Origin of the sequence: Cytobacillus solani (assembly GCF_001420595.1) — a bacterium.
GTDB lineage: Bacteria > Bacillota > Bacilli > Bacillales > Cytobacillaceae > Cytobacillus > Cytobacillus solani.
Genome location: NZ_LJIX01000006.1, coordinates 3,433,749 through 3,456,859 on the forward strand (window position 1 = coordinate 3,433,749; position 23,111 = coordinate 3,456,859).

44 protein-coding genes and 1 pseudogene are annotated in these 23,111 nt (G+C 36.3%); 7 read left to right on the forward strand and 38 right to left on the reverse strand.

Translation table 11 applies throughout. The annotated features are described in order from the left end of the window. Nucleotides 1–9: 9 nt before the first annotated feature. The 20 genes from AN957_RS19040 to AN957_RS19140 all read right to left on the reverse strand — a co-directional run bounded on the left by AN957_RS19040 (nt 10) and on the right by AN957_RS19140 (nt 11,288). Entirely contained in the window at nt 10–285 is a 276-nt protein-coding gene (locus tag AN957_RS19040) for a hypothetical protein (RefSeq protein ID WP_056685623.1), read from the reverse strand. Then, entirely contained in the window at nt 286–1,797 is a 1,512-nt protein-coding gene (gene terL, locus AN957_RS19045) for a phage terminase large subunit (protein ID WP_075209185.1), read from the reverse strand. It abuts the gene before it with no gap. Next, nucleotides 1,794–2,387, reverse strand: a complete 594-nt coding sequence (locus tag AN957_RS19050; protein ID WP_056687236.1) for a transposase — start codon at nt 2,385–2,387, stop codon at nt 1,794–1,796. Before AN957_RS19050 ends, terL begins: the two co-directional genes overlap by 4 nt. Before the next feature lie 246 nt (nt 2,388–2,633). After that, on the reverse strand, nt 2,634–2,855 hold the full coding sequence (locus AN957_RS19055; RefSeq protein ID WP_056685626.1) for a hypothetical protein: 222 nt from the start codon (nt 2,853–2,855) through the stop codon (nt 2,634–2,636). A 66-nt stretch (nt 2,856–2,921) separates the two neighbouring features. Next, complete coding sequence (locus AN957_RS19060) at nt 2,922–3,119, reverse strand: hypothetical protein (protein ID WP_056685629.1); 198 nt, start codon at nt 3,117–3,119, stop codon at nt 2,922–2,924. 692 nt (nt 3,120–3,811) lie between these two features. Continuing rightward, entirely contained in the window at nt 3,812–4,189 is a 378-nt protein-coding gene (locus tag AN957_RS19070) for a sigma-70 family RNA polymerase sigma factor (RefSeq protein WP_056685632.1), read from the reverse strand. A 2-nt stretch (nt 4,190–4,191) separates the two neighbouring features. Further along, the gene (locus AN957_RS19075) at nt 4,192–4,683 is read right to left on the reverse strand and encodes a hypothetical protein (protein ID WP_056685635.1); all 492 of its coding nucleotides are present in this window, start codon (nt 4,681–4,683) and stop codon (nt 4,192–4,194) included. Next, nucleotides 4,680–5,168 carry a hypothetical protein gene (locus AN957_RS19080; RefSeq protein WP_056685638.1) on the reverse strand — a complete coding sequence of 163 codons (489 nt, stop codon included), beginning with the start codon at nt 5,166–5,168 and terminating at the stop codon, nt 4,680–4,682. Before AN957_RS19080 ends, AN957_RS19075 begins: the two co-directional genes overlap by 4 nt. Then, the gene (locus tag AN957_RS28910) at nt 5,168–5,269 is read right to left on the reverse strand and encodes a hypothetical protein (RefSeq protein WP_156341154.1); all 102 of its coding nucleotides are present in this window, start codon (nt 5,267–5,269) and stop codon (nt 5,168–5,170) included. The genes AN957_RS19080 and AN957_RS28910 overlap by 1 nt, the downstream gene beginning before the upstream one ends. Before the next feature lie 25 nt (nt 5,270–5,294). Beyond that, entirely contained in the window at nt 5,295–5,615 is a 321-nt protein-coding gene (locus AN957_RS19085) for a nucleoside triphosphate pyrophosphohydrolase family protein (protein WP_056685641.1), read from the reverse strand. Nucleotides 5,616–5,872: 257 nt separating this feature from the next. Beyond that, entirely contained in the window at nt 5,873–6,307 is a 435-nt protein-coding gene (gene ssb, locus AN957_RS19095) for a single-stranded DNA-binding protein (RefSeq protein ID WP_053475514.1), read from the reverse strand. A gap of 134 nt (nt 6,308–6,441) precedes the next feature. Further along, nucleotides 6,442–6,849: an HNH endonuclease gene (locus AN957_RS19100; RefSeq protein ID WP_053475513.1), complete on the reverse strand. Its 408-nt coding sequence runs from the start codon at nt 6,847–6,849 to the stop codon at nt 6,442–6,444. Further along, the gene (locus tag AN957_RS19105) at nt 6,840–7,706 is read right to left on the reverse strand and encodes a hypothetical protein (RefSeq protein WP_056685647.1); all 867 of its coding nucleotides are present in this window, start codon (nt 7,704–7,706) and stop codon (nt 6,840–6,842) included. Before AN957_RS19105 ends, AN957_RS19100 begins: the two co-directional genes overlap by 10 nt. A gap of 5 nt (nt 7,707–7,711) precedes the next feature. Then, a complete protein-coding gene (locus AN957_RS19110; RefSeq protein WP_056685650.1) occupies nt 7,712–8,005 on the reverse strand; it encodes a hypothetical protein in 294 nt (97 codons plus the stop codon). Nucleotides 8,006–8,014: 9 nt separating this feature from the next. Then, the gene (locus tag AN957_RS19115; protein WP_056685653.1) at nt 8,015–8,392 is read right to left on the reverse strand and encodes a hypothetical protein; all 378 of its coding nucleotides are present in this window, start codon (nt 8,390–8,392) and stop codon (nt 8,015–8,017) included. A 9-nt stretch (nt 8,393–8,401) separates the two neighbouring features. Next, complete coding sequence (locus AN957_RS19120) at nt 8,402–8,686, reverse strand: hypothetical protein (RefSeq protein ID WP_056685656.1); 285 nt, start codon at nt 8,684–8,686, stop codon at nt 8,402–8,404. A gap of 144 nt (nt 8,687–8,830) precedes the next feature. Beyond that, nucleotides 8,831–9,520: an ATP-binding protein gene (locus tag AN957_RS19125; RefSeq protein ID WP_056685659.1), complete on the reverse strand. Its 690-nt coding sequence runs from the start codon at nt 9,518–9,520 to the stop codon at nt 8,831–8,833. A 34-nt stretch (nt 9,521–9,554) separates the two neighbouring features. Continuing rightward, nucleotides 9,555–10,241 (reverse strand): conserved phage C-terminal domain-containing protein, encoded by a 687-nt coding sequence (locus AN957_RS19130; protein WP_056685662.1) that lies wholly within the window; start codon nt 10,239–10,241, stop codon nt 9,555–9,557. 129 nt (nt 10,242–10,370) lie between these two features. After that, nucleotides 10,371–11,054: a Rha family transcriptional regulator gene (locus AN957_RS27425; protein WP_082446648.1), complete on the reverse strand. Its 684-nt coding sequence runs from the start codon at nt 11,052–11,054 to the stop codon at nt 10,371–10,373. A 6-nt stretch (nt 11,055–11,060) separates the two neighbouring features. After that, on the reverse strand, nt 11,061–11,288 hold the full coding sequence (locus AN957_RS19140) for a helix-turn-helix domain-containing protein (protein ID WP_056685665.1): 228 nt from the start codon (nt 11,286–11,288) through the stop codon (nt 11,061–11,063). Between the two features lie 178 nt (nt 11,289–11,466). On the opposite strand from AN957_RS19140, the gene AN957_RS19145 reads away from it, so the two are divergent. Both AN957_RS19145 and AN957_RS19150 read left to right on the forward strand, forming a co-directional pair. Then, complete coding sequence (locus AN957_RS19145) at nt 11,467–11,688, forward strand: helix-turn-helix domain-containing protein (RefSeq protein WP_056685668.1); 222 nt, start codon at nt 11,467–11,469, stop codon at nt 11,686–11,688. Nucleotides 11,689–11,734: 46 nt separating this feature from the next. Then, nucleotides 11,735–11,944, forward strand: a complete 210-nt coding sequence (locus AN957_RS19150) for a ribbon-helix-helix domain-containing protein (protein ID WP_053475503.1) — start codon at nt 11,735–11,737, stop codon at nt 11,942–11,944. Nucleotides 11,945–11,967: 23 nt separating this feature from the next. Here AN957_RS19150 and AN957_RS19155 read toward each other — a convergent pair whose 3' ends face one another. From AN957_RS19155 to AN957_RS19175, 5 genes are read right to left on the reverse strand one after another with little or no spacing between them, the layout of a single operon-like run. Further along, nucleotides 11,968–12,255, reverse strand: coding sequence for a hypothetical protein (locus AN957_RS19155; RefSeq protein WP_056685671.1), 288 nt, complete (start codon nt 12,253–12,255; stop codon nt 11,968–11,970). Nucleotides 12,256–12,282: 27 nt separating this feature from the next. Next, complete coding sequence (locus AN957_RS19160; protein ID WP_056682124.1) at nt 12,283–12,639, reverse strand: hypothetical protein; 357 nt, start codon at nt 12,637–12,639, stop codon at nt 12,283–12,285. A gap of 28 nt (nt 12,640–12,667) precedes the next feature. Continuing rightward, nucleotides 12,668–12,961 (reverse strand): hypothetical protein, encoded by a 294-nt coding sequence (locus AN957_RS19165; protein WP_056682122.1) that lies wholly within the window; start codon nt 12,959–12,961, stop codon nt 12,668–12,670. Between the two features lie 20 nt (nt 12,962–12,981). Then, nucleotides 12,982–13,194 carry a hypothetical protein gene (locus AN957_RS19170; protein ID WP_056682119.1) on the reverse strand — a complete coding sequence of 71 codons (213 nt, stop codon included), beginning with the start codon at nt 13,192–13,194 and terminating at the stop codon, nt 12,982–12,984. 58 nt (nt 13,195–13,252) lie between these two features. Beyond that, on the reverse strand, nt 13,253–13,450 hold the full coding sequence (locus AN957_RS19175; protein ID WP_056682117.1) for a hypothetical protein: 198 nt from the start codon (nt 13,448–13,450) through the stop codon (nt 13,253–13,255). Between the two features lie 413 nt (nt 13,451–13,863). Between AN957_RS19175 and AN957_RS27840 the strand changes: the two genes are divergently transcribed. Continuing rightward, nucleotides 13,864–14,022 carry a hypothetical protein gene (locus AN957_RS27840; RefSeq protein WP_156341114.1) on the forward strand — a complete coding sequence of 53 codons (159 nt, stop codon included), beginning with the start codon at nt 13,864–13,866 and terminating at the stop codon, nt 14,020–14,022. On the opposite strand, the gene AN957_RS19180 is transcribed toward AN957_RS27840, so the two are convergent. Continuing rightward, nucleotides 14,014–14,817, reverse strand: coding sequence for a DNA adenine methylase (locus tag AN957_RS19180; RefSeq protein ID WP_056682115.1), 804 nt, complete (start codon nt 14,815–14,817; stop codon nt 14,014–14,016). The genes AN957_RS27840 and AN957_RS19180 overlap by 9 nt on opposite strands. Nucleotides 14,818–14,923: 106 nt before the next feature. Between AN957_RS19180 and AN957_RS28155 the strand changes: the two genes are divergently transcribed. Then, nucleotides 14,924–15,094 carry a hypothetical protein gene (locus AN957_RS28155; RefSeq protein WP_172797606.1) on the forward strand — a complete coding sequence of 57 codons (171 nt, stop codon included), beginning with the start codon at nt 14,924–14,926 and terminating at the stop codon, nt 15,092–15,094. 223 nt (nt 15,095–15,317) lie between these two features. On the opposite strand, the gene AN957_RS19185 is transcribed toward AN957_RS28155, so the two are convergent. The 11 genes from AN957_RS19185 to AN957_RS19230 all read right to left on the reverse strand — a co-directional run bounded on the left by AN957_RS19185 (nt 15,318) and on the right by AN957_RS19230 (nt 19,596). Further along, complete coding sequence (locus tag AN957_RS19185; protein WP_056685673.1) at nt 15,318–15,683, reverse strand: YopX family protein; 366 nt, start codon at nt 15,681–15,683, stop codon at nt 15,318–15,320. A gap of 27 nt (nt 15,684–15,710) precedes the next feature. Next, on the reverse strand, nt 15,711–16,031 hold the full coding sequence (locus tag AN957_RS19190; protein WP_056685676.1) for a hypothetical protein: 321 nt from the start codon (nt 16,029–16,031) through the stop codon (nt 15,711–15,713). 41 nt (nt 16,032–16,072) lie between these two features. Next, nucleotides 16,073–16,243 (reverse strand): flagellar FlbD family protein, encoded by a 171-nt coding sequence (locus AN957_RS27050; RefSeq protein WP_172797659.1) that lies wholly within the window; start codon nt 16,241–16,243, stop codon nt 16,073–16,075. 36 nt (nt 16,244–16,279) lie between these two features. Further along, nucleotides 16,280–16,822: a site-specific integrase gene (locus tag AN957_RS19195; RefSeq protein WP_156341155.1), complete on the reverse strand. Its 543-nt coding sequence runs from the start codon at nt 16,820–16,822 to the stop codon at nt 16,280–16,282. A gap of 17 nt (nt 16,823–16,839) precedes the next feature. Next, a complete protein-coding gene (locus AN957_RS19200) occupies nt 16,840–17,067 on the reverse strand; it encodes a hypothetical protein (RefSeq protein WP_053475498.1) in 228 nt (75 codons plus the stop codon). A 73-nt stretch (nt 17,068–17,140) separates the two neighbouring features. Further along, nucleotides 17,141–17,371, reverse strand: a complete 231-nt coding sequence (locus AN957_RS19205) for a hypothetical protein (protein ID WP_056685679.1) — start codon at nt 17,369–17,371, stop codon at nt 17,141–17,143. A 12-nt stretch (nt 17,372–17,383) separates the two neighbouring features. Further along, on the reverse strand, nt 17,384–18,028 hold the full coding sequence (locus AN957_RS19210; protein ID WP_056685682.1) for an ERF family protein: 645 nt from the start codon (nt 18,026–18,028) through the stop codon (nt 17,384–17,386). Between the two features lie 76 nt (nt 18,029–18,104). Then, nucleotides 18,105–18,683, reverse strand: coding sequence for a host-nuclease inhibitor Gam family protein (locus AN957_RS19215; RefSeq protein WP_056685685.1), 579 nt, complete (start codon nt 18,681–18,683; stop codon nt 18,105–18,107). Nucleotides 18,684–18,689: 6 nt separating this feature from the next. Then, complete coding sequence (locus tag AN957_RS19220) at nt 18,690–18,881, reverse strand: hypothetical protein (protein WP_056685688.1); 192 nt, start codon at nt 18,879–18,881, stop codon at nt 18,690–18,692. After that, nucleotides 18,874–19,167, reverse strand: coding sequence for a hypothetical protein (locus AN957_RS19225; protein ID WP_056685691.1), 294 nt, complete (start codon nt 19,165–19,167; stop codon nt 18,874–18,876). Before AN957_RS19225 ends, AN957_RS19220 begins: the two co-directional genes overlap by 8 nt. Before the next feature lie 234 nt (nt 19,168–19,401). Next, the gene (locus AN957_RS19230) at nt 19,402–19,596 is read right to left on the reverse strand and encodes a helix-turn-helix domain-containing protein (protein WP_056685694.1); all 195 of its coding nucleotides are present in this window, start codon (nt 19,594–19,596) and stop codon (nt 19,402–19,404) included. A 151-nt stretch (nt 19,597–19,747) separates the two neighbouring features. Between AN957_RS19230 and AN957_RS19235 the strand changes: the two genes are divergently transcribed. Genes AN957_RS19235 through AN957_RS19245 form a run of 3 tightly spaced genes read left to right on the forward strand, consistent with a single transcriptional unit; the run spans nt 19,748 to nt 22,268 of the window. After that, on the forward strand, nt 19,748–20,104 hold the full coding sequence (locus AN957_RS19235) for a helix-turn-helix domain-containing protein (protein WP_056685698.1): 357 nt from the start codon (nt 19,748–19,750) through the stop codon (nt 20,102–20,104). Next, nucleotides 20,101–20,820, forward strand: a complete 720-nt coding sequence (locus tag AN957_RS19240; protein WP_082446652.1) for an ImmA/IrrE family metallo-endopeptidase — start codon at nt 20,101–20,103, stop codon at nt 20,818–20,820. Before AN957_RS19235 ends, AN957_RS19240 begins: the two co-directional genes overlap by 4 nt. Then, a complete protein-coding gene (locus tag AN957_RS19245; RefSeq protein ID WP_056685704.1) occupies nt 20,817–22,268 on the forward strand; it encodes a recombinase family protein in 1,452 nt (483 codons plus the stop codon). Before AN957_RS19240 ends, AN957_RS19245 begins: the two co-directional genes overlap by 4 nt. Here AN957_RS19245 and comGA read toward each other — a convergent pair. Beyond that, nucleotides 22,237–22,995 (reverse strand): annotated as a pseudogene (gene comGA / locus AN957_RS19250) (competence type IV pilus ATPase ComGA); the annotation flags it as partial. The gene AN957_RS19245 and the pseudogene comGA sit on opposite strands and share 32 nt — an antisense overlap. Nucleotides 22,996–23,111 lie beyond the last annotated feature (116 nt).

Genomic DNA, 23,111 nt, shown 5'->3' on the forward strand with positions numbered 1-23,111 from the left:
TATTCACCCCTATTCGACTAGTACATATGTTTTTTTAAATATTTCAGGCTTACAAGGGTAGAACTCACCTTGAACACCTTTGATAATATAGTCACCTTCCGATACTTTCATTAAGCCTTCAAGTGTTTGAATCTCTCCAAATATAACCTCTCCAGCGTATTGACTATACAAGGTTACCGGCTTATTAGGAGCATGCCTAATAAATTCCGGCACCCCTTTTGTAAAATTCTTCTTCGTGAACTGCCACGCTTCAATTTCTACTGGTTTCTTACGGTATATAGGCATCTACAAATACCCCTCTCCATCCTCGTGATACTCTAGCCCTGTAGCATCTTCCCAATGGCTATAGTGGTCGTAATCGCTTGGCTGTGGCGTTTTCTCATCAACAGGTGTCATATGATATATCAATCTATTTAAAGCTTGTGTCATGGCATCCACATCATCGTCATGTGATCCTTTAGGGAACGCAGCGCACTCTTCTACGAAATCATGTATCCATGGCGCATTCACTGGATCAGGTAAAAACACATTCCCTGCTTCAATTGCAGGAGATACAGCACTAGCACGAGCAATCTTTCCTCCCTCTGGATTGACCGCAATCATACCTGGTATCTTATTTTTTAATAATTGAATGACCGCAGGTCCATTGGCCTTATCCTCAATCAACTTCATTAAGGCTTTAGGGTATTTAGCTGTCATATTCCTTACTGATTGAACAGTGGTAGGTAAATCCATCCTAGACTTCACACGATCAACTAAAAAGTATTGAGCACCCTTCCTGCCCCAAACATGCCCAGCAACAAAGTCGCTGCCATCTGAATCTTTAAAGGTACAATCCCACGATTGAATAAGTTCATCCAACAATGGCAATTGCATGTAATACTTCCACCATTGACGTTTAAGCATCGTTCCTTCTTGTGCTGTCGGTCTGCCTTGGAATAAAGCTAACCATGCTCTTGAACCTTCTTTCGTTTCATAAGCACGTTTGAAATCTTCCATCCACTCTTTATCCTTGCCGATCTCAGGGAACAACGATTCTCCTACTTCTCGACCTAGTGGATCGTTCTCTTCTGCTTCACAAGGAAGATTAAGAACCATAAGCTTTTCTGTTCCATGTTTAATGAATCGACCTGCTAAATCATCCTCATGCCATCTTGTTTGAATTAAAATAACCTTCCCATTTGCGGAAAGGCGCGTTTTGATGGAGTTTAACCATTCTTCCCATATTCTTTCACGATACGTTTCGGAATCAGCTTCTTGACGGTTCTTTATCGGGTCATCAATAATAACTAAATCCCCAGGCTGTCCAGTAATCCCTGCCATAATACCACGGCTTATCATACTGCCTTTATGGTCTTTTATTTCAAATTCGGTATCTGATTTACTTTCATTGGATAGTTCGATACCAAATAACCCTTGACCAAACTCATTAATTTTCTGCTTATTGCGCCTACCAAACTTTCTAGCTAGATCATCCCCATAAGATACTTCTATAACCCTCTTGGTTGGGTACTTACCTAAATACCAACTAGGTAACGTTTCGGTAATCGCTTGGGACTTTCCATGTTGTGGCGGCATACTGACAATTAACAGATTAACCGTTTGACCTTTATCATTAATCAATTCATTTGCTATCAGCTTTTCAACTGAATCACAAACTAACTCAACATGCTTTCCTCTAACCCATGCACCATTATGGATATACTCAACATAATCAACGTAGCTATCAATAGCCTTATCCCTTAGTTCTAATCTTTGGAGATATTCTAATTCTTGTAGCTCTTGATCGGTTATCATGACTTAATCAACTTCTTTTTCAATTCTTCAATACGTTGCTGTCGTTCTTCTGGTGATAGTTCTATATATGTGTTATTCATGCCGCCTGAATGATTAATCTCTTGTTTATCGCGCCATTCATTCGGCTTGCGATTTTTCAACCAGAATATTTGTGCTGTAGTATCAGGAATAACTTCTTTTGTTTTCTCTTCAACCAAAACACTTTTATATTTTGAAACTTGAAGCTCGACTAATTGAATTTCTTCCATTGTGGCTTCTGGGTTCTCCATTTTAAAACGATTCACAGTGACCTTTTTCAAAGCATAATATTCTTCTGCAGACATTTCTACCTGACCATACTTCTTTTCTTTATACTCATAGCCTAAAGCACGTTTGAGCAAGGCGTTTTCTACTTGACGGTCAACAATTTCCTTGCCCTTTTTTAGGGCCTCGCAAATCTCGCAATACTTATCCTTCCACCTATAAAAAGTAGCTGGGTTAATACCCATGTTATGAGATATCTGTTCATCTGTAAGACCATCTCTCGACCATCCCTCGATGAGTAGCAACCCCTCAGGCTCCAACCACTCTTGATATTTACCTTTAGCCATTACATACTCACCTACCTCCCTTTGTAGGTTACCTGAACACCTACAAATCATTTTTAGGATTAACCACTTGAAAACAACCGCACCTTTTACATATTCTTTTTTTCGTCCCATAAACATCTTGGTAATAATAGTACTTGCAACCTATTCTTTTACATAATAAAAAACGGATAACATCTGAAAAGTTATCTATCCATATTCCTTCTTTCCAATCATCCCAAACAAGCTTGAGGTATCTAAAATAAGACCTCATAGATAATCATCATCCCTCTTATCTTCTTTCATAGGAGGAAACACTTTATCCATTTCAATTTGCGCCTGCTGCATGTTATCGGCTCGTTGCTCTCTCTTATACTCTGTGTAATCTTTTGCCAGTACCTTATCAACTAGCTTTTGTGTTTGTTTCATACTCAACACTACATATGTGATGAATGTTATAAGGATTAATACTATTGCTATAATGCATGTCATTCTTAACACCTCTCATTTATTAATAATCAAATAAAAAAGCCACTCGATTTGAGTGACTCTTAATTACTATATTTGTTTATAAGTTTTTACTTTAAATTGTTGCTTTGGTACCCCTAAAACCTCTGCTAGTTCAACTTTAATTAACTGGTGTAAATCACCTTTATAACTCGTATCCACATCAATCTCTTTATAACTTTCAAATTTCTCAGCAACCATGTTGTCTCCTACTTTTTTGAAAAGTTGAAAAGTAACTCCAACTCTCATTTTACTCAACTCCTTTTTTGAAGAATCATTAAAGGTTTTCTTCGTAATATAGGAATATTCGACAAATGAAGTGATTTCCCCTTTTTATTCTTTCTAAACAAGATACCCACGCACGACAAACAAGCTCGTCAGCTATCACCAGTGAAAGGGTGTTGTATACATGGCTTACTGGATACCTTGTTTACAAAAAATAATAAGCGACCGCCACCCACCCCTTGACGTAATTGTGTCGCTTGATTTTCCCACTAAGACCTATTTATTGTCATCATCCCACCATAGACAACTATCTGCACACCCTTACTGTCCGTTAGTGCAGTTTCCCACAAATCATAATTAATTGACAGGAGGGACAGGAATCGAACCTGCAACAGTCGGTTTTGGAGACCAACTCGCTACCTTAGAACATGCACTCCTATAGAAAAAAGACGATGCTCTCACCTCTAAGAAGCACCGTCTTAATAAAAGGGATTATACAGTTTATGCAGATTAAGCTATCGCCACGCTCCACACTGCGCTCGTATACATGTTGAAGGCATGTACACTATTCATTAAATCAATTCGATCGTATAAAGCTTGAAGGTTACTATCAATTAACAATTAAGCATTATTCGATTGTTTCCGCAACCGATATTATTACTTATTACCATTTTACCATGCTTGAAACAACATAAGTGTTGCCTGTTTGTTGCTTGTTACATTGCCCTTTTCATCTGACTCATTACTTTCCTTACATACTGGTGACTGTAATTCAATTCACTAGCTATCTCTTTTAAACTTCTCCCTTGCACAAACCTCAAATAAGCTATTTTCCTTGGCAGTTCCTCATAATTGTTCATCAAGGACTCTACTCGCCTTTTTGTTTCTTCTTTCTTCTTGAGAAGTGCTTCTACTCGTTCAATTTTATTAGATAGTCTATCAAAACGCTCAGCTGCATTATCCATTGGTACCGTATGAAAAAGCCTACCACCCATCCACCATTGTTCACGTTCTGATTCAGCTAAGTTTAATTGCTCTTTTAATATTTCGATTTCTAAACAAAGGTCATTGTATAGGATGAATGTATCAAGCAAGATTATTTGCCCCCTTCAACTACAATAGCTTTCATCATGTCTTTTAATGTGTTCTGCATGCCTTGATAAGATAATGCCACGCCTTTCCAAGTGACATAATACCCTTCGTATATGCCTGACTTCTCAAGGTTTAAACCCTCGGCTATTTTACTCTTATAATTGGAATCGTTTATTGCCATCTTATTTGTTTCACGCTCGTATACATACATTTGCCCGCGTTCCGTTGATGCCCTACCGAAATAAAACTGATACTGCGATTTATAAAAGCCGGCAATCTTCCACGCTTCTCGTTCAGCTCGATTATAATAGTGTTCTAGCGTTGCTATTTGAAAAGGTGTAAGTGAGTCTAAGTTTTCTTCAAAAGCATCGATGCTTTTTAATAATTCATTGTGCTGTTTAATCGCCCTAGCTGCTCCTGCCGGCAATTCTTCCTTAATCGCTTCTTTCAACTGTTCGGGAGATAATATAGTTTCTTGAATTGGTAGTGCAGTCACACACTCACCTTCTCCAGTGCTTCTATTTGATATTTTGTTAGCGTACTAAGACCTTTTAGTCCTTGAGCCATCTTTGCTAAAACAAAAGCATCCCTGACGTTATCTGAAGGATGATCAAATCCCCAATGCTTATAGATAGGCAAAACCATCGCATCTTTAGCAGCATTCCCTTTTCCTGTTGCGAATTTCTTTAATGACGATGGGGAAACTTCATAATAGGAGTATCCATTCCGTATCAACTCTGCACGAATCAACCAACCTATGCCGTATTGAGTGGATACTCCTGCACCTTTAGAGCCGTATGAGAAGCCTTCTATACAAATAACATCACTTTCGCATATCGGACTTATAACTTGTTTAGTAATATCCATAAATCTTTCAGGATCATTTTCTATTGTTGTTGTAATTTCTTTTGACCAGATTTCCGATTTATCGATAATAACTAATCCAGTCTTAGTTGATGGGTCTATTCCTACAAAGCGCATCAGCCCACACGCTCCTTGTAAAGCTTGTTGAGTTGTTCATCATCAAGTTTCAGCAAATATTCACGGTTAAATCCTGTTCTCCATTCCAATACACTGATCATGTTGTCTCTTTCCCAAGCATCGAGTTTAATCAATGCGATTCACCGACCTTTCAGAACTAAAACCATCAGGGTACCGTTTCATCAGTTTTTCGATGTTAGTCATTGCTACTTGTTCAAGAGTAAATCCGTACATTGTTGCTAACCCAGCTAAATAATGAAGCACATCTCCTAATTCATCTTTTATTTTTTTACGATCTACTTCATGTCCATGAAACACTTCTTTTTTGATTATGTCTCCTACTTCTCCTGCTTCACAAACTAACCCTAAAGCGTAGTTTGACACTCCCTTATCATCACTTGCCGGCATTGTTCTTTGTGACACTTGTTGATAGTCATTTAATTTCATCTTGTTATTCTCCTTCCGTACAATCCGTGTTTTTCAAGTTGCCAGTAAACTACGTTTCTATCTATTCCTAATTCAATTGCGATTTGGAAAGAGGACTTACCCTCCCCCCATAACCGCACCAGGTCTTTTAAATAATCATCATTCCATTCTCTTAATTGGAGCTCTCTTGCTGCTTCAAATTTATAATCGATGGAGCATTCTTCCCAAAGGCAAATTTGTATTAACTGTTCTTTTGTTGCATCTTCAAAATGCATTGATCAAAAAGGTAAGTCAGAATCGTCAATATCTATTTGTTGACCATCATTAGCGAATGGGTCTCTTTGTTGCTTGTTTTGCTGATTACTAGATTGATTGTTATTAGGTTGATGATTATCATTCTTCTTATCAAGGAATTGAACACTTTCAGCCTGTACCTCTGTTACATAAACACGCTTTCCATCCTGCCCTTCATAGCTACGTGTTTGAATCCTTCCGTCCACTCCTGCTTGAGCACCCTTTTTCAAGAAGTTCGCCACGTTCTCAGCTGGCTTTCTCCATATCACACAATTTATAAAGTCAGCTTCCTTCTCACCTTGCTGGTTGGCAAATGTTCGATTTACCGCAAGAGTAAAAGTTGCTACCGGCACCCCGTTGGGCGTATATCTAAGCTCTGGATCCTTTGTTAATCTTCCAACAAGTACTACTCTATTCATTTGCTTGTTCCCCTTTCCGTTCCCATATGGATTGACATATAATTAATATGGGTTTTTATTTGCCTTTTTTCTTATCAGCTAAAATATATTCCTCACGAATGACCTTCTTCTGCCACTCTAACCATTCAGCGTAATTAGTTGCCATTATGATTTTTCCACTCCCTTACAGCTTTTTCTTCCTGCTGTAATTCTTTGGTGAGTTGTTTAGCTTTAATATCTTCTTCGTCCATGAAATATAACGGACCATACTTTTTTCTGAACACTTTTTTCCAGTATCTTAATAGCGCATCATCAGCATGCACTTTCTTATGGCACTCGTTACAGAGTAACAATCCATTTGTAAATACCCCGCGACCTTTGCCACTCCCCTTAGGCTGCACATGGTGGATATGACAACCTCTACCCATGCACATTTGGCAAGTATCTTCGAAATGGTCTTTTATTTGATCCCTGACATACTTTGAAAACTTATTCCTATCTCCACGCTTCTTTACCCTGCGACTATATGACGGCTTAGCGACTGGATGGAATCCTAAATCCATAACCTTAGCAACTCCCTCATTGCCATATTCTCTGTTTCATAGAGTGCCATGGATTTTATCATCTTTTCATTTTCTTTCTTAATGTTTTCGTGAGAATAATCTAACTGAGTTAGCTCATGCCTGGTATCAAGTAACTGATCACGATAGTTGTTACGTTCTTCTCTCAAACTAGTAAGCTCTGACTCTACATCATCACATGCAGCATGGATACTCTCTAATTCACTTACTTTTGCTTCTAATTTTTCAATGAGCGCATCTTTCTCTTTTCCACTTTTCTTCTCATCATTCAGGGCTGTGCTTAGTTCATCGATTAATTGGCGATATTCAGCGTTTTGATCTTCTTTGGTGGGTTTAGTCTCGGAGTCTTGCTTTGCCATTAATTTGGGCCGTTTTGCCTTCTTATTAGCCTTAATTCGGTTCTGATACTTCCAGTTCCTCAAAGTGTATTCATTTACACCTTTTTTCAATGCTATTTCAGCATCCTTCAAACCTTTTTCTTTAAGTGCATAATATTCTTCAGCAGTTATCTCCACATCTACAACCCCCATAACCGATTTTTTCTCGTACCCTCTTTCTAAACCGAAGTTCCAAAGTAATTGCGCAAATTTATCTTTATGAAGTTTTAAAGCCTTTCTAATTTCATTCTTTGGCACTCCACCCTCTATCAAGGTTGCAATGTCACTTCTGGTCATATCCTCACCTTTTGCAAGAATATGTTTAAATCCCTTTGGAACATTATTGTTGCTAATATCTTTACGCAAGGATTTGATTTCTTCGCATATATGGCAGCCTTCACAGTCTACAAACGTTTCTCCATGCTGATCTATTAAGTTTGTTACTCGGATAATGGCATTCATTAGCTTCATCCTTCACTTTTTAATACACCGTAACCAGCTATGTCTCTCCAAGGATTTTCTTCAAAGGCACCTTTGTTTGTGGCGATCCGCATTAATTTATCAAATATCCGAACAATAGCTAACATATCACTGTATTGATCTGGCTTAACTCCGTTAGGATATAGTAGTTTAAGAAATTCATCTGACTTATTAAATGCATCTCCATAGGATTGGTTCTTTTCGTCTACAAGTTGCCCAATTTTAATAGCTATTTCTTCGTACTTAGTTGATCGTGGCACATTCTCGTAATTCATATTCACTTAATCACCTCATTTAATTAATTCTTGTAAATCATGTCTAATTCTCATAGAGTAGCATCGGTCATTCTGTTGCTTCATAACCTTCCGCATATCCCCAATTGCTTGATTCAATATTTTTTCATTAGGCTTACCAACATTATTAATTCGCTTTGATATTTCCAAGAGCTCTAATTCATTCTTGAGCTCCCTTCTTCTGTTCCGTACTTCTTTCATGGCTTTATACATTTGATAACCCTGGCTTGCGTTCAAGTTGGCAAATTCCATTAGATGTTCTAAATCCTCGATTTCAAGCTCACAACGTTTGATACCTTCTCTTATCTCTTCATATCGTTTTGGATAGTTTACGAATACATCTCTCACTGCTTGTAAAGCTTCTAGGATTTCCATCGGTCCACCTCACCATATATCCCAATTTCTCAACGTAACTTGACCTGTATACATGCGATCTAAAGCTAATAACAAGACTGCAACCCTTGACCGACCTAATTCCTCTGCAATCCCTGTCAAACTCATGTTAACTTTCCAAAGTTTATCGAATCTTTCAATTTCAGAGTGAGCCCAAAACCAATCTACGTCTTCTAAATCTTCTAGTGAAATATGAATCAATTTTCTTTCATTTTGAAAGTAAAAGTTCTCCATTCGGGCTATCACTAAGTTCTCTTTCTGCTCTACGCTCTTCAATCTTCTGTTCCCACCTTTCAAAGTAGGCTTTCCAGTCACGTTCTACTGGTTCAATACAGGAGCATGGGTTTAACTGCCATGCTCCAGGAAAGACCTCTGTGTATTTCCGACCTAATCCGTTACATTTTCTACACATACGGCACCTCACATAAAGTTTCGTAATCTATAATTCTTACCTTCGAGTTTTAATATTGAACAGTCTTGAACCATCCTGCTGAAATCTCTTTCTCCATACATCGAAAGCAATTCCTTGGCAGTATAGTTTGTGGTATAAATTGTGGCTTGTCCTATTCGACTGTCTACGATTTCATATATCTTTTGTTTAGCCCAGGAGGATGCTTCATCTTTCCCATCTCTTTCAACACCAAGATCATCCATTACTAACAGATCAACTTTTTGTAGTGCTACCAGTAAGTCTGTTTCTTTCAAGCTACTATTTTTCCCATACGTAGCTTTTAACTCAGTCATTAAGCGAGGTAATGATATGAATATCCCTGTGTGCTTTTGATTAATGATCTCTTTGACGATTGCCGCAGCTAAATGGCTTTTACCTAGACCTGGACGACCTTGCAGGAGCATTCCTTGCCTTTTGTTGAATGTTCCAATGTATTGATAAGCTTGCTCCAAAGCAAGTCTCTGTGAGTCATTTTGTGGATCATAACCACTAAGCGTTGCTTCCTCCAAATCTCGATTCATTAAACTTTTGCCTTTAAAATATTCTTGCAGTTCATTCACTTCACGGTTTTCTATCCACTCATTTACTTCATCAGCAATTTTTTTATCTTCAGGCGCGATCAGGTCGCAGTAGAAGCAATACTCTTTACCTTCTTTCAAAAGTAACTTCCTGCTGCATGACGAGCATCGATTATCAGAAACCGAATTCGTATTCCTCTGCAATCGCTCCGGCATTTGGATGCGTTCCATTTGGTGGCCCACCGCCCTTTTGGTTTAAATATGATTCAAACTTAGTTCCAAATAAGGTCTCTGGACGTAAGAATTTATTCATTTTGGAGTCATTAAGCCATTCTGCTGACTTATTATCTATGACCTTTTTAAAGTCCTCCAAAGTAAACCCTTCATTCCATCGAGCTTTAATAACTCGTTGTGTTGCTTTCGTTGATGAACGATAGTTTGATCGAGCTGCATCGTTGAGATAATTTATTATCTCGACATAAGGTATATTTTCTTTTGTATTATTAAATGTAGTATTAAAAGATGTATTATTATCTTTAAACTTTTCTTTAATAGGGGTATTTAACTTTTCTTTAATAGGGTCATTAACAATTCTTAAATACCTATTTAAGATTTCTTTAGTACCCTCTTTGAATTGAATTTCCGAATGGATATATCCTTTTTCCACAAGTTGATTGATCCATTTCGAAATCGAAACTTTACTAACGTTATATAAATCCGAAAAGTAAGAATTACTTGCCCAGCAATAGCCTTTTTCATTACATAAAGCTGTAATTTCTCCGTATAATAGCTTTGCATTGGGGGTTAATTCTTTGTCATACCGAACGTTAGCTGGAATTATCGCATAGTAATGTCTTTGCATACATTCACCTTCTCGGTATTTTTAGAACAACAGTTCCCTGTAGCCAATAGTCAATACTTGGTATATAATTGACTACAAGGAATAAACTTTATAATGAACTTGAATTTTCTGGTCTAGTTGTTGGCGCAACTAGGCTGTTTTTTTGCCCAATAATTTATGGATGTAATCTACACCTTTTGCCGTTACATATGTTTGTGGCTTATTTATGACCTGAGAGCCCATTTCTATTGGCTTCTCTTTTACTACAAAGTATCCACGGTCAATGAACTGCTGATAAGGAGTGTTATCACCCATGAAAATCTTGTTTTCTCTTAAGAAAGCAAACAGTTTGTTCCGACCAATCCCCAAAACCTTCGCAACCTGTCCAACCTTCTGATAATTCTCTCCACTGATAAATTTATCGTGTGCTTCCACCTTCGGCTTATTACGCTCATTTTCTTCTTGGAGATCAGCAGCAAGTCTTAATGCTTCGGCAAATGAAGTAGGCACTGCAAATTGTCTGTGCAACTGCTCTTTTATTCTCTTAAACTCTTGAATGAATTTGATTTTCATTTGTACAGCTTCTTTTGTGTTGTAACTCATTACAACAAGCGCAAATGCATCCTCTGTCATATCAATTTTGGGCATTTCTTGATTTCGCGAGTTTTGATACGTTCGCTGTCCAAAATTGGACAGTGAGAATTCTTCTCCTGCATATTCCATTTGTGTACGTATATCTCTTAATACCTTATTGTGCTCCTTTCCAAATACTTCTGCGACAGTCAAACTATCAGTAACTGCTTGTCCCTTCTCAATAAAAACTAATCGATTCAAACACCATCATCCTTTCTTTAATTCGATAAGATCGTCAATCCCACAGTTAAATTCTTTGCAGAGCGTGTACACCGTGGAGAGGTGTAGCATTTTTGACTCACCTTTCTTTAAGGCTGTAAGCGCACTTCTGGAGATGTTAGTTTTTTCACTCAACTCATTAATTGACTTGATGCGGTTTTGCCACATTAAATCTTCGAGTTTAAAGAGAAAAAGAGCCTGAGGATCTTGTACCATTTCATCCCTCCTTTCAAGGGAATTGTAACACTAGCTTTACAACTTAATTGTAACAGTAGCTTTACAATTTTACAATCCTAAATTTCCAATAATAATTATTAGTTGCACAAATTGTTATGCTTTGATATCATAATTGTGTACTATGTGTGCATACTATAAAATAAGGACGGTGAAACCAATGGGTAAAATTAAATCAAATCTTCATATTCTAATGGGTGAAAAGAAAATCCGTAGCATTAATCAATTGTCTAAAGACACCGGGATTAGCCGCCCTACACTTACTAGAATTTACAATGACCAAAGTGACAGAATAGAATTTGAAACTATTTATAAACTTTGCAACTTCTTCGAATGTTCAATAGGCGAATTATTTACGATCGTTGAGGATGATCAGGAATAATTATTACTGTATTACACTAACTTATTTAAAAAGGAGCGAACACAAAATGGCTGGTCATGTACGTGGAGATAATTACAAACCAACAACTACTATTGCATTTGATCCTAACGTTCTTAAGAAAGTTGATGATTACTGGTACGAAAACCGTAAAGGAAATCGAAGCAAAGGTGTCAACGAACTGATCCAGTACGGATTGAAATACTTAGAACTTGTTGAAAAGAAGAAGCAACGTGAAGCTGAGAGGATGCTTGGATAAAACAGCCGAGCATCCTTTTTTATTCAAATTTTTTTCAGCCGTTCTATTTCTTCTTTAGCCTTCATTAGAAGAACAACTAACTCTTTTTGTTCGTTCAACGATTCTAAGTGACCTTCCCTACTCTTCAAGCTACTTATCGCAGTTTGCAATCCCAACCTACTCAATTCTTCAATCTTCTTCTCCTGTTCCTCATACCTATTAATAACATCTAATAATTCTTGCTTCATCTCATCCGCGAACCAAACTCCGTCTTTAATTAATCCATCAAATACCCAGGCTACTCTATCTTTTAAAGAAGCTTTACCACTCACATGAAACACCTTCTATCTTTTGTTTACTTAATCTTCTTCTGGACGTTTTTTATTAGTACGATCAACTTCTGCTTCATAACATTCATCAAAGCCTACATCTACAAATTGAACACAATTAGAGCCATCACCATATGCCAAAGAATCAATAAAATCTGCGAGCTGTTTTCTTTTTTCATCATATTCGTCTGATAAATCCCAGCCTTCTTTACTTCCATCTGGTGCAACAAAGAAAGATTGATAACCATTTGTTTTACCTTGAATTACCGGGGAAACTAAATTTGAGAAAAGCTCTACTGCCTTTTCATGTGCTAAATCCAATTTTCTTTGTGCCTCTGGATAACTGTCCCCAGTAACCACAAATGAATTATGTCGAATATATCCCACTATTAAACTCCTCCTACCTTGTGTTTATTTATGATGTTTTAATTGTGGCCGCCATAACATATGGTGGTCCACTCGGTCCGTATCTCATTGCTGTAGCTACATTCTTCAACCAATCATGAGCATCTGCATCCATTTCATTTTTTGCTGGAATAATAGTCGTTGTGCAATACATTGGTTCACCAGGGAATTCATCGTGCTCTGCACGTTCTTTTTTTAAATAAAACTGAGCTGCCATAGGAAGATTTTCTCTTTTACAGATTTTAATAATTTCAGCCATTAACGGCGAAATTTCTTCGTCATATACTTTCTCTTTGTCGTACATCCTCTTTCCCTCCTAATCAACTAATCTTCATCATCATTTAGAAGATCATCTATAATTTCATAAGCCATTTGACCATCATCGTTTTCGGTTTCCCCTAAAAATTCATCATCAATAAAAGCGACATATCCTGTTGGATACAATGTAACGCAATCTTTGTGATAAAGATTATCTTCAACAATTATCACATCATCATTCCATACAAATTCATCTTCGCAAGAAGCACACTTACTCATTTACCCACCCTTTCTTAATTCACTTTTTTGCTATTGAACAAAGCTATCATTATGTTAATTAAATATTTACCTTTTGTAGATATTCCGTCTGAAAAGAACCACTAAAACCTTCGAGCATAACAACTGTATAGTCGTGTTTTGGATGATGTTTAAATTCGTCAGTTCGGCAAGTCCAAATCTTACCGTTGTGAGCTTCAGCTTCAATACAAGTGTGCATTACTACTTTGTCGCCTTTCTTTAAGGCTTTAACACTCATTCTTCCTTCCCCCTAATTAACATTTTGCTTAATATATTTAGTGAAAAAGCACATTTTTTTATAGAACTTGGACAAATCCATTAAAATTGAATACTATATAGCACAATCATATCCTCAGGTTGTAAGCTCATGAACTCCCTCTTTGCAGGCACTAGAAATGTTGTGCCTGCATTATTTATTTAAATGCAATTATTTTACTTGTCCCAGTCATTATTCGAAAATGTTTCATACAATAAACTTGTATAATAAATTCTTTTGCCATACAGTTTGCTTCGGAGCCATTATGGCTCCTTTTTTTATACATAATTACTCTTTTGTTTACTTAATCTGCTAGTATACTTATAATTATTATTACTCGTTCTTTTTCACAGGCTCATCTCCCGGGACTGGAATCTGTACAGGATAACACCTCAGTGAAAATCATTGAAAAGGGAGTGGTCGTTATGAAAGAAATGTTTACTAGCTTAAACGGTCTACAAATCTTGGTGCAAATAATTTTGCTCGCTGTGAATATTGCAATCTTTAGTAACTCCATCACTGAGGTGCCTGTGAAAGAGAATGATTTAAAATAGTGACTGCTGAAAATAACCACCAGCTGCTACTTCATTTACCCAAAGAACTTCCTGCCTTTTGGCCCCTGCTTCTGCTGCCACATCTAATGTTTCCCTGTGCCAATGTTTCAATCTTTCATCATAAATATGATGAGCGTATCCAGAGAGAATAACTGGACCGGGATGTGCATCTAATGTTTCCAATAACTCAATATGATCATCTATCGACATTTCATGCTTGTAGTGCCTTTTTGTTCGAGTCTCAATAATGTAAGGCGGATCTGCATATATTAGTACTTCTCGTCTCTTATATCGTTCAAGTAATTTCACAGCTGGTTGATTCTCTATTTGTGCTTCCTTTAATCTTTTTGCTACTAGGAGAATCTTATCAGGTAACTTCCCCCATTCCTTCGCTGTGTCTGGTCCATTAGAAGATATTAAACTTCTCCAACCAGTTCTATCCGATGTCTTAGCCCCGATAGCCTGCCAACACCTAACTAAAAATGTTCTTGCTGCTTCAATTTCACAGGATCCGGAATACTCATAACTTGAGTAATATTCCTCTCTAGAAAGTGGGGTCCAGTAAATTTTTTCTGATAGTTCCTCAGAATGATCTCGAATGACTTTAAAAAGATTAACTATGTTACTATCTAAGTCGTTTATAGTCTCAATCTGGGAAGGTTGCTTTTTGAAAAAGACTGCTCCTGATCCAAAGAAAGGTTCCAGATATGTCTTATGCTCAGGCATATGGCTGATTATCCAACTTGCCATACTCCATTTACTGCCCGGGTAATGCAATATCCTAGGTATCGCCATTCCGAATCCCTCCGTTCTAGTAAACTTAAAGATTTGAATCTAAAACCATAAAAATCCATAAATGTGTTATAATTAGGAAATTACACATGAAGGTGGTCTTGTTGCTATGAATGGAGCGTTTTTTGCTATTATTCCATTATTATTTTATTTAGCTCTTATTGGTTTCACTATTTGGTTTTGTACAAGTCTTATTACTGCACAAAAAGAGAGGAACCAGATCTTAAGAGAAATCTCATCTAAATTAGATGGAACTAATATTGGGAAAAAGGAAGAGTAAATGGCTCTTTCTTTTTTTCTAGTAAACACAATAATTCTTGTGTTTCTGCATGTTTTACTTCAATTGGTCATAAAATAAAATTGTTGGGCAAGGCACAAAACATCTTAGATACACCTAATCGTCATGTCTTGCACCAACATCAGCCTATACCACTAAAAATAATTGACATACAATGTAATGAAATCAGTTTTTCGCCATGCTATGAGCCTGAAAAGGCTCTTTTTTATTTAATGTTCAGTAACTCTGGATTCTCGTAAATGTTGCCGATGACTTCACTTGCATAAGTGTTATAATCCGAACATGAAAAATATCCATTTTTAAAAATAACTGTATGATTTTGCAAACCTAATTCAGGAAAGGTTCTTTTATAAGGAAGTGCAATTATATCCCCTTCATAAATCTCCTTGCCGTTCTTGTCTTTTAGGCATGTGTATTGTCCGACTGATTCCCATTCAACAGGAACAGTGCCTTGGCCATCTGCTTCAATGTAAGCCAATTCATCTTCACAACTTAAAATCAAACTGCCGACAAACCATTTAATATCACCGTAATCTTCAATTGGTTTCCCTCGAAACTTAATCTCACGCACGTTTATTCCTCCTTAATTAAAATTGCATTAATCTTCTGAAACCCTTAGATGATTATTGCTTTTCCTTGAACCACCGAAACATAGATTTCCACCATCGCACAAAAGTAGCAATTCATCTGTACTTAAGTCCGGGGCATTCTTTACGATGTTGTAAACAGCATGATGATAGCCCGGCTCTCTTCCGATGACCACATCATACTCGTCCAAATTAACGGTAGGATTGAAGTTTATATCATCCCTGTAAACCTTATATTTGGTTTTGAGTTCTTGGAAAATCTCTCGATTCACTTTCCCTTTCTCTGCTTCATTTTCGGTAAAAGCCCAACCATTGTATATTTTTCTCTCCATTTCTATCCCTCCAATTTTTACGAAACATAATACAAAATCCGTTAAGCATTAATCTTTTTTAGTACTTCAGAATAGTTTTCTTTAATCCACAGATATTTACCATTTGATGTATTGATAATCGTTTCGTCACCTGCATCAATCATCATACATATTTGTTGCAGGTTAATGGATACTTTCGATCCAGTTTGACTATCTGTAACTTCTATAAACAAAATCCATCAATCCTCCCTTCGTGGAAATACCTTTTCCTAAAGACTAAATCCATCAACCTTTTCATCCATAATGTCCTGGTTAATGCCGATGTATCTCATAGTCACAGCCGGACTAGAATGATTAAATATCTGTTGCAAGACTGCAACATCCTTGTACTTTTGATAAAAGTGATATCCAAACGTCTTTCTAAGGGTGTGAGTGCCTATCTCACTCAATCCAACCTCTTGAGCTGCAGCATTGAGAATCTTCCATGCTTGAACCCTGTGTATGCGATCCTGCCCTCTTCTCGACTGGAAAAGGTATGCTGCTGTGTTCTTATCAATCGTAAACTTGCTGATATGTTGCTGGAGCTCGTTATTGATCTTAAACCGTTTTAACTTTCCTGTTTTCTGCTCAGTAATGACGATATGGCTTTTACCCCTTACATCCCCCACTCTTAATGCGAGTAGGTCACTTATGCGTAGTCCAGTGTTAATGCCTAATACAAACAAGAAATAGTTGCGATAATGTTGCTTCATAAGAACATCTTTCATAGCCGCAATCATTGCAATGTCTCGTATTGGCTGAACGGTTTTCAATCGTTCTCACTCCTTATTTAGTTTTGAATGACACCAAACATGAACAGGACTGCAATTACAGATGAAAATACCCAAAATACGATTGGCCAGCATTTATGTGCGTGATCTAAGAACAAGCAAACTTCCTCGTCTGTTACATCTATTTGTTTCTTTTCTGTTCTAGCAAGATCAGATGACCGATATTCGCTAGATAAAACTTCTAAGGTGTATGTACTAGGTGAGTGATTATAAGTCTGCTCCTGCAACTTAACCCCTCCTATTCCACATTTCATTAGCCAAATTTCGCTATGATTTTAAAAAGGAAGAGGTGTTTCCACCTCAATCTATTAGATAAGCACAATCAGCTTTCATCTTGTTAAGATCACCATTGTAAAACTTGAAGAAGTAATGGCGATTTAAAGCAGCTAACTTTTCAGATTCCTGATCCAGTCTTCGGTATCGTTCAATTAAACCAAAGATCATATTAAAGGATTCTTCATCTGCTAAATTGCCGAATAATTGTTGTTGCTTTTGGAAGTGTAGTTCAATAGCATCAACAGTCCATTTCATGATGTTTCCTCCCTACGCACCTTTTTTAAGAACTTTGTTTAATATCACAATGGCTTCACCAGCTTCATCTTGCGTATACCATTCCATTTCTTTTTTCATTTGGTTTTTAAGTGATAGGTATGCTTTTTCTTTGGTACTTCCAGTAGCATTTGCAACATCAACTAATAATTTGTTAATTAAATTCAGTTGAGCATCACTAGCCACTTGTTGCTGTGTTTTTTGTCCTTTGTTATTTTTCGGCTTCTGATTATTACGTTCATCGACTGTGCTGTCAGCTTCTGGGTCATCACCAGTAGGAATAAGGAATGTTTTCATTAAGAAGTACTTAGTTGCTCCGGTATAAGCTTTATAAAGCCCTTTATCCCCTTTGTCTTGACCTTCTCCCCAATAAGTTGAAGTAAGCACCTCTCCAGTTTCTATATCAGCTAATGTGAATTCCATCTTAACTTTTGTGAATTCACCTTCACGATCTTGTTCCAAGACATTTGAAAAAAACGCTAAACCCGATTCTTGAAGAATTGGCCTGATTGATTCTGTTAAGTCACTTTCAGTTGCATAATTATATTTATGAAATTGATTGTAGCCGTTTTTAGGGACCCGGCTTACTTTAGACATTACTTCGCCTATCTTTGAATAAATGCTTTTTAATTGACTCATTTCCCAATCAGCTCCTTTTGTGTTAAACTTCCACTATCAATTGTTTTTGAAGGGAGTCTGTTTGCGGCAGCTCCCTTTAATCATTTAATTCAACTGTGAATTTTTCATCACGTTCAATCACAACTACACCAGGTACCTCTTCGCCTGTTGTAGTGTCATAAAGCTTCCCATCAGAAACCACACAATTTTTCTTCAATAATGCCCAATCTGTACTTTCTTTCACTTTCACAAGCCCTGTAGACTTCGCATATTCCAGTAATTCTTCTTCATTCTTTTGGAATTCAGGTTGCTGTTTCTTTAAACTGATTTTTCCGTAAGGAAGAGATAAGGTTTTCTTTGGCTTTTTTCCAAGTTCCAGTTGTTTAGCAACTTCATTTCTCATATACTGCTCAAGCATATTTGTGTAATGAACACGCTTTTCTTCATGCTCAACTTTAGCTTGCTCACCCCACATTTTGATTTTTTCAATCTTTTCAAGGAAAGGCGCAATTTGCTTTTCAATGATTACATCAACTTCCCTTTTCTTTTCTTCAAACCATGCAATGCGTCGTTGTGCTTCTGCTGCTGTATCGAGATCCACTACAGTAAAAATATTTTGAAGTTCCAACACTTCTTCTTCCTCAATTTGATGTAAAACTGCTTCTAAACTTGTCACTCAACTTCACTCCTTTATAATGATTCCACTTAAGTTATGTGCGGACATAAAACCTGTTCTAACTTCTTCGATCAAATCCACTGACCACCAGTTATCAAACTGTTTACGGAAAGCCATGTAGATATCATCCAAACTCGGAATAATACCTTCGTCATCATATTGATCATTGATATAGTTCCAAATTTTGTTCTTAGGCAATTTCAGCACTTCCTGATAGATCAACATCTTCTTCCATGAAGTGAGAACTTCCCTTATCAGAGTTTTCGTGAAAGAAACTTCCGGAGATTTTTTTACCATCCACACTGAACCACTCATGTTTATCACCTTGAGTGATTTTAAGAGGTGCTTCAACAATCTCACTTAACCGCATCGCGAACTCTTTTGCTTCTTCCTCAGTTGTATTTGTTGATGTGCGAACAATTGAAATTCCCATGTTTTTGTCGATGCAATCTGATAAGAACTGCATTAATTTTTCTTTTTGCATTACTTATTAGCCCTCCTCAAATAATAACTAAGATATTTTTTGCTCCTTCTGTTCTTCCATTTGTTTAATAATTCTAGGTAATGACGTTTTAGCAAAGAATTGTACAATCATTTTCTTTTGTTCAGCAGAAGGTTCTTTTTTCTTCAAAATTTCTTCCTCCTTTAAAAAGGATTTCTTGACATTAATAGAGAATTTAATTGTAATGACAACACGTTATTCTCAGTTTCCGAGAATTCATTGTAAAAAAAATGCCGGATCAACGGATAATCCCTTCCTGCATATTTTTTCAAGTTCCTCAACCGACATTTTTTTATGGCCATTTATGAGCCTATAGAATGTTTTTAAAGGTATTTCTGACTTATCTGCTACAAAGTTAAACTTTAATCCATTCGATTCTATATAGTCTCGAATTTTTTTGTGTGCATCCATATTCTCACCTCACTTCTCACTTTCTGAGATTTTATATCTTTATAATAAATCTCATTTTCTAAGAAGTCAACAGTATTTATCTCATTTTTTAAGAAAAAATCTCAGATATTGAGTACTTTGTGATAAAATTTCTCATTAAGGAGGATTTAACATGTCAACATTAGGAGAAAGATTAAAAAAAGCCAGAGAAAGGAGAGGACTTACTCAGTTAGAAGCAGCTCAAAAGGCAAATATAAATAACAAAACATTGAGTAGGTATGAAAACGATGGAACTAAGCCGGATCCTGAAATATTAGGGATATTATCGAAGGTTTATGGTGTAAATGCCAACTATCTTTTAGGTTTAGACGAAGTTCAACAGAATGAAGAAAAAACACAAGAACAAATTTTTTTCCGAGCAGATATATCAAACCTTTCAAAAGATGAAAAAGAACTTTTTAAAGACGATATTGAAAAATATATTGAATCACGAAAAGAATTTCTACTAAAGTTAAGGAAAAAACGATGATGACAATGGTGAGGATGGAGATTATAGAAAAAGCCATGAATGTATTTGATAGTTTCAAATACTTTCATGAGCAATATTTCTTAACTTATGACGCATTAGCCTCCTTAGAATTATTATTAGATCATAACGAAATTTTCTTAATGCCTTTTAATTTTGAACTACAAAAGATAAGTGGTCGATTAGAAATTGATGAATTGGGGACAACAATTGCAGTAAACTCTAACCACTCTCAAAACAGACAGACATTCACTATTGCACATGAGCTAGGTCATTTCTACTTACATAGTCATAAAAGAAAAACTTTTACTGAGACAAAATTAAGTGAAAATCTATATTCCCTTGGTGAAGTGCTTATTGAGCGCGAAGCAAATTTATTTGCGAGCGAATTACTAATTCCAGAAGAAGTATTAGAAAAAATGCTGGTTAAAAAATTTAACTACTTCCGTATATCTAATACTATAGGAGTTTCTACTGAAGCTTTAAAATGGCGAATCCACCGTTATGTTATGTTTAAATATAATACTGATTACAGACTAGCTCTAATGGTTACAGAAGACTATAGAATAAAATCTATGGAAATGAATCACTCTAGGGCTTTTATTTTTATAATGGATAAAAATAAATATTTACAACGTGAGATATTCGAGGAAATCATGGAAAGAGAATCATTTTTCGAAAATCTATTACACAAAAGAGAAGAGGTATCATTATATTGAGAGTTGCTGCTTATATCCGCGTTTCAACACAGATGCAGGTAGAGGAAGGATACTCCTTGTCAGCTCAAAAGGAAAGGTTAAAGGCATTTGCTTTTTCTCAGAATTGGGAAATTGTACAGTTTTATGTGGATGAAGGGATTTCTGCTAAGGATATGGAAAGACCTGAGCTTAAAAGAATGCTTGAGGGAGTTAAAGAAAAGTTATTTGATATTGTATTAGTGTACAAGCTCGATAGATTAACTCGATCCGTAATTGATTTAGATAGAATGCTAAAGATATTCTCTGATCATGAAGTCATGTTTAAAAGTGCTACAGAGGTCTATGACACGACGACAGCAACAGGTAGACTTTTTATACGACTTGTTGCTTCCATGGCTCAGTGGGAGCGTGAGAACCTCGGAGAACGTGTAAGAATGGGAATGGATGAAAAAGCTAGAGAAGGAAAATGGGTAATCAACCTTCCCCCATATGGATATGAGAAAGATGGAGATTATTTAAAAATTATTGAATCAGAAGCTGCAGTCGTAAGGAAAATTTATGAAATGTACATGACTGGTAAATATGGAATTGCCAAGATCGCCAGATTATTAAATGAAGAAGATCTTACTTCTAAAAAGAATAATACATGGCAATACAATACTGTTAGTTATATTTTGCGAAATCCGCTTTATATCGGAACGATGAGGTATAACTACAGAGTTAATAAAGAGCAGTATTTTGAAATTGAGAATGCTGTACCTGCAATAATAGATGAAGTTAGTTTTCAAAGAGTACAAGCTATAATAAATTCCCGGAAAACTAAGCACCCTAGGTCAGCAACCAGTAAGTTTATTTTCACGGGGGTTCTCAGATGTTCTCGTTGTGGTGGATGCATGGCAGGGAAATACTCAATCTCAAAAAGAGGAGATAAAAAGTATCATTCATACAACTATTATTGCCATAATTCAAAATTCGGCAGTTGCGACCAACCACTAATTAATCAAAATTATCTGGAACACCAATTTTTAAATAGAATTAGCCACTGGAACTTAAATAAAGAAGTTAATGAAGCTATTATTGAGGATAAAAAATCTGTTGATAACACAGATTCTATTGCAAATATAAATAAAGAAATTGAAGAAATTAAAAAAAGACGATCTAAATGGCAATATGCTTGGGTAAACGAAATGATTTCAGATGAGGATTTTAAGAAAAGAACAAATGAAGAAAATAAAAAAGAAAAAATGCTTCTAGAAGAGTTAGAAGCACTTACAAAAATTGAGAATCCTATCATGGATAATTATAACATAGTTGATATACTTTCTGACATCCAATTAAACTGGTCTAATCTAGAAATTCATGAGAAAAAACAATTGGTTCATCTAACTTTTAAAACAATCAGTGTAAATAAAATTAAAAAATTGCAGAAACCAGAGTCAGTTGAAATAGTTGATTTTGACTTTTTGTAGACATGCATGTGCCTATTAAACTAACTAGATGACCTGTTAGTGCAGCTCTTACTGCTATCTTTGCCGTTTCTGCATCTCTGATTTCCCCCACCATAATGATATCTGGATCATGTCTTAGAATGGCTTTTAATCCAGTTGCATAGGACACACCAGCTTTTTCATTCACTTGAACCTGGAGCACCATATCATTTTCTTTTTCAATTGGGTCTTCAAGGGTGATGACATTGCGATTGAACATATGTGAGGTTTCATTGAGAAGCGAGTATAGGGTGGTAGTTTTACCTGATCCAGTCGGACCAGTAAATATGATTAATCCGTGGGCATGCTTTAATAATGCAAGTAGTTTTCGGGTCATACTCGGGAATAAAGAAATTTGGTAGAAAGGAATTTGTTCTTGCTGAGGGAGGATTCGAATAACTAGGCTTTCATTATGACTAGAGGGGAGCGTTGAAAAGCGAAAGCCGATCATTTGACCATCAATTTGATAGGAGTTTGCACCGCTTTGCGGTCTTCTCTTTTCACCGATATCCATTGAAGCCGTAAATTTAAAGTGTGAAATCAGTCTGTCGCATTCTTCTTTCGGCAAATAGAGTCTGGGAATTAGTTTGTTAGCAAGACGTAATTGGATGAGGGTATCGCTTCTGCGGGGAACAATGTGGATATCTGATGCATGATTTCTGACAGCATCTTTAATAATTCTTTCTGCAAGCTTTTCAATTGTATTCAATTAAATCGTACACCACCTTTTCTTTTGTTAGGAATATGATTCGACCCTATTATATATTCTCCTGCTTTTTTTGACAAACAATTCGATTAATAATATGAAATTTTCATAAAATAAGA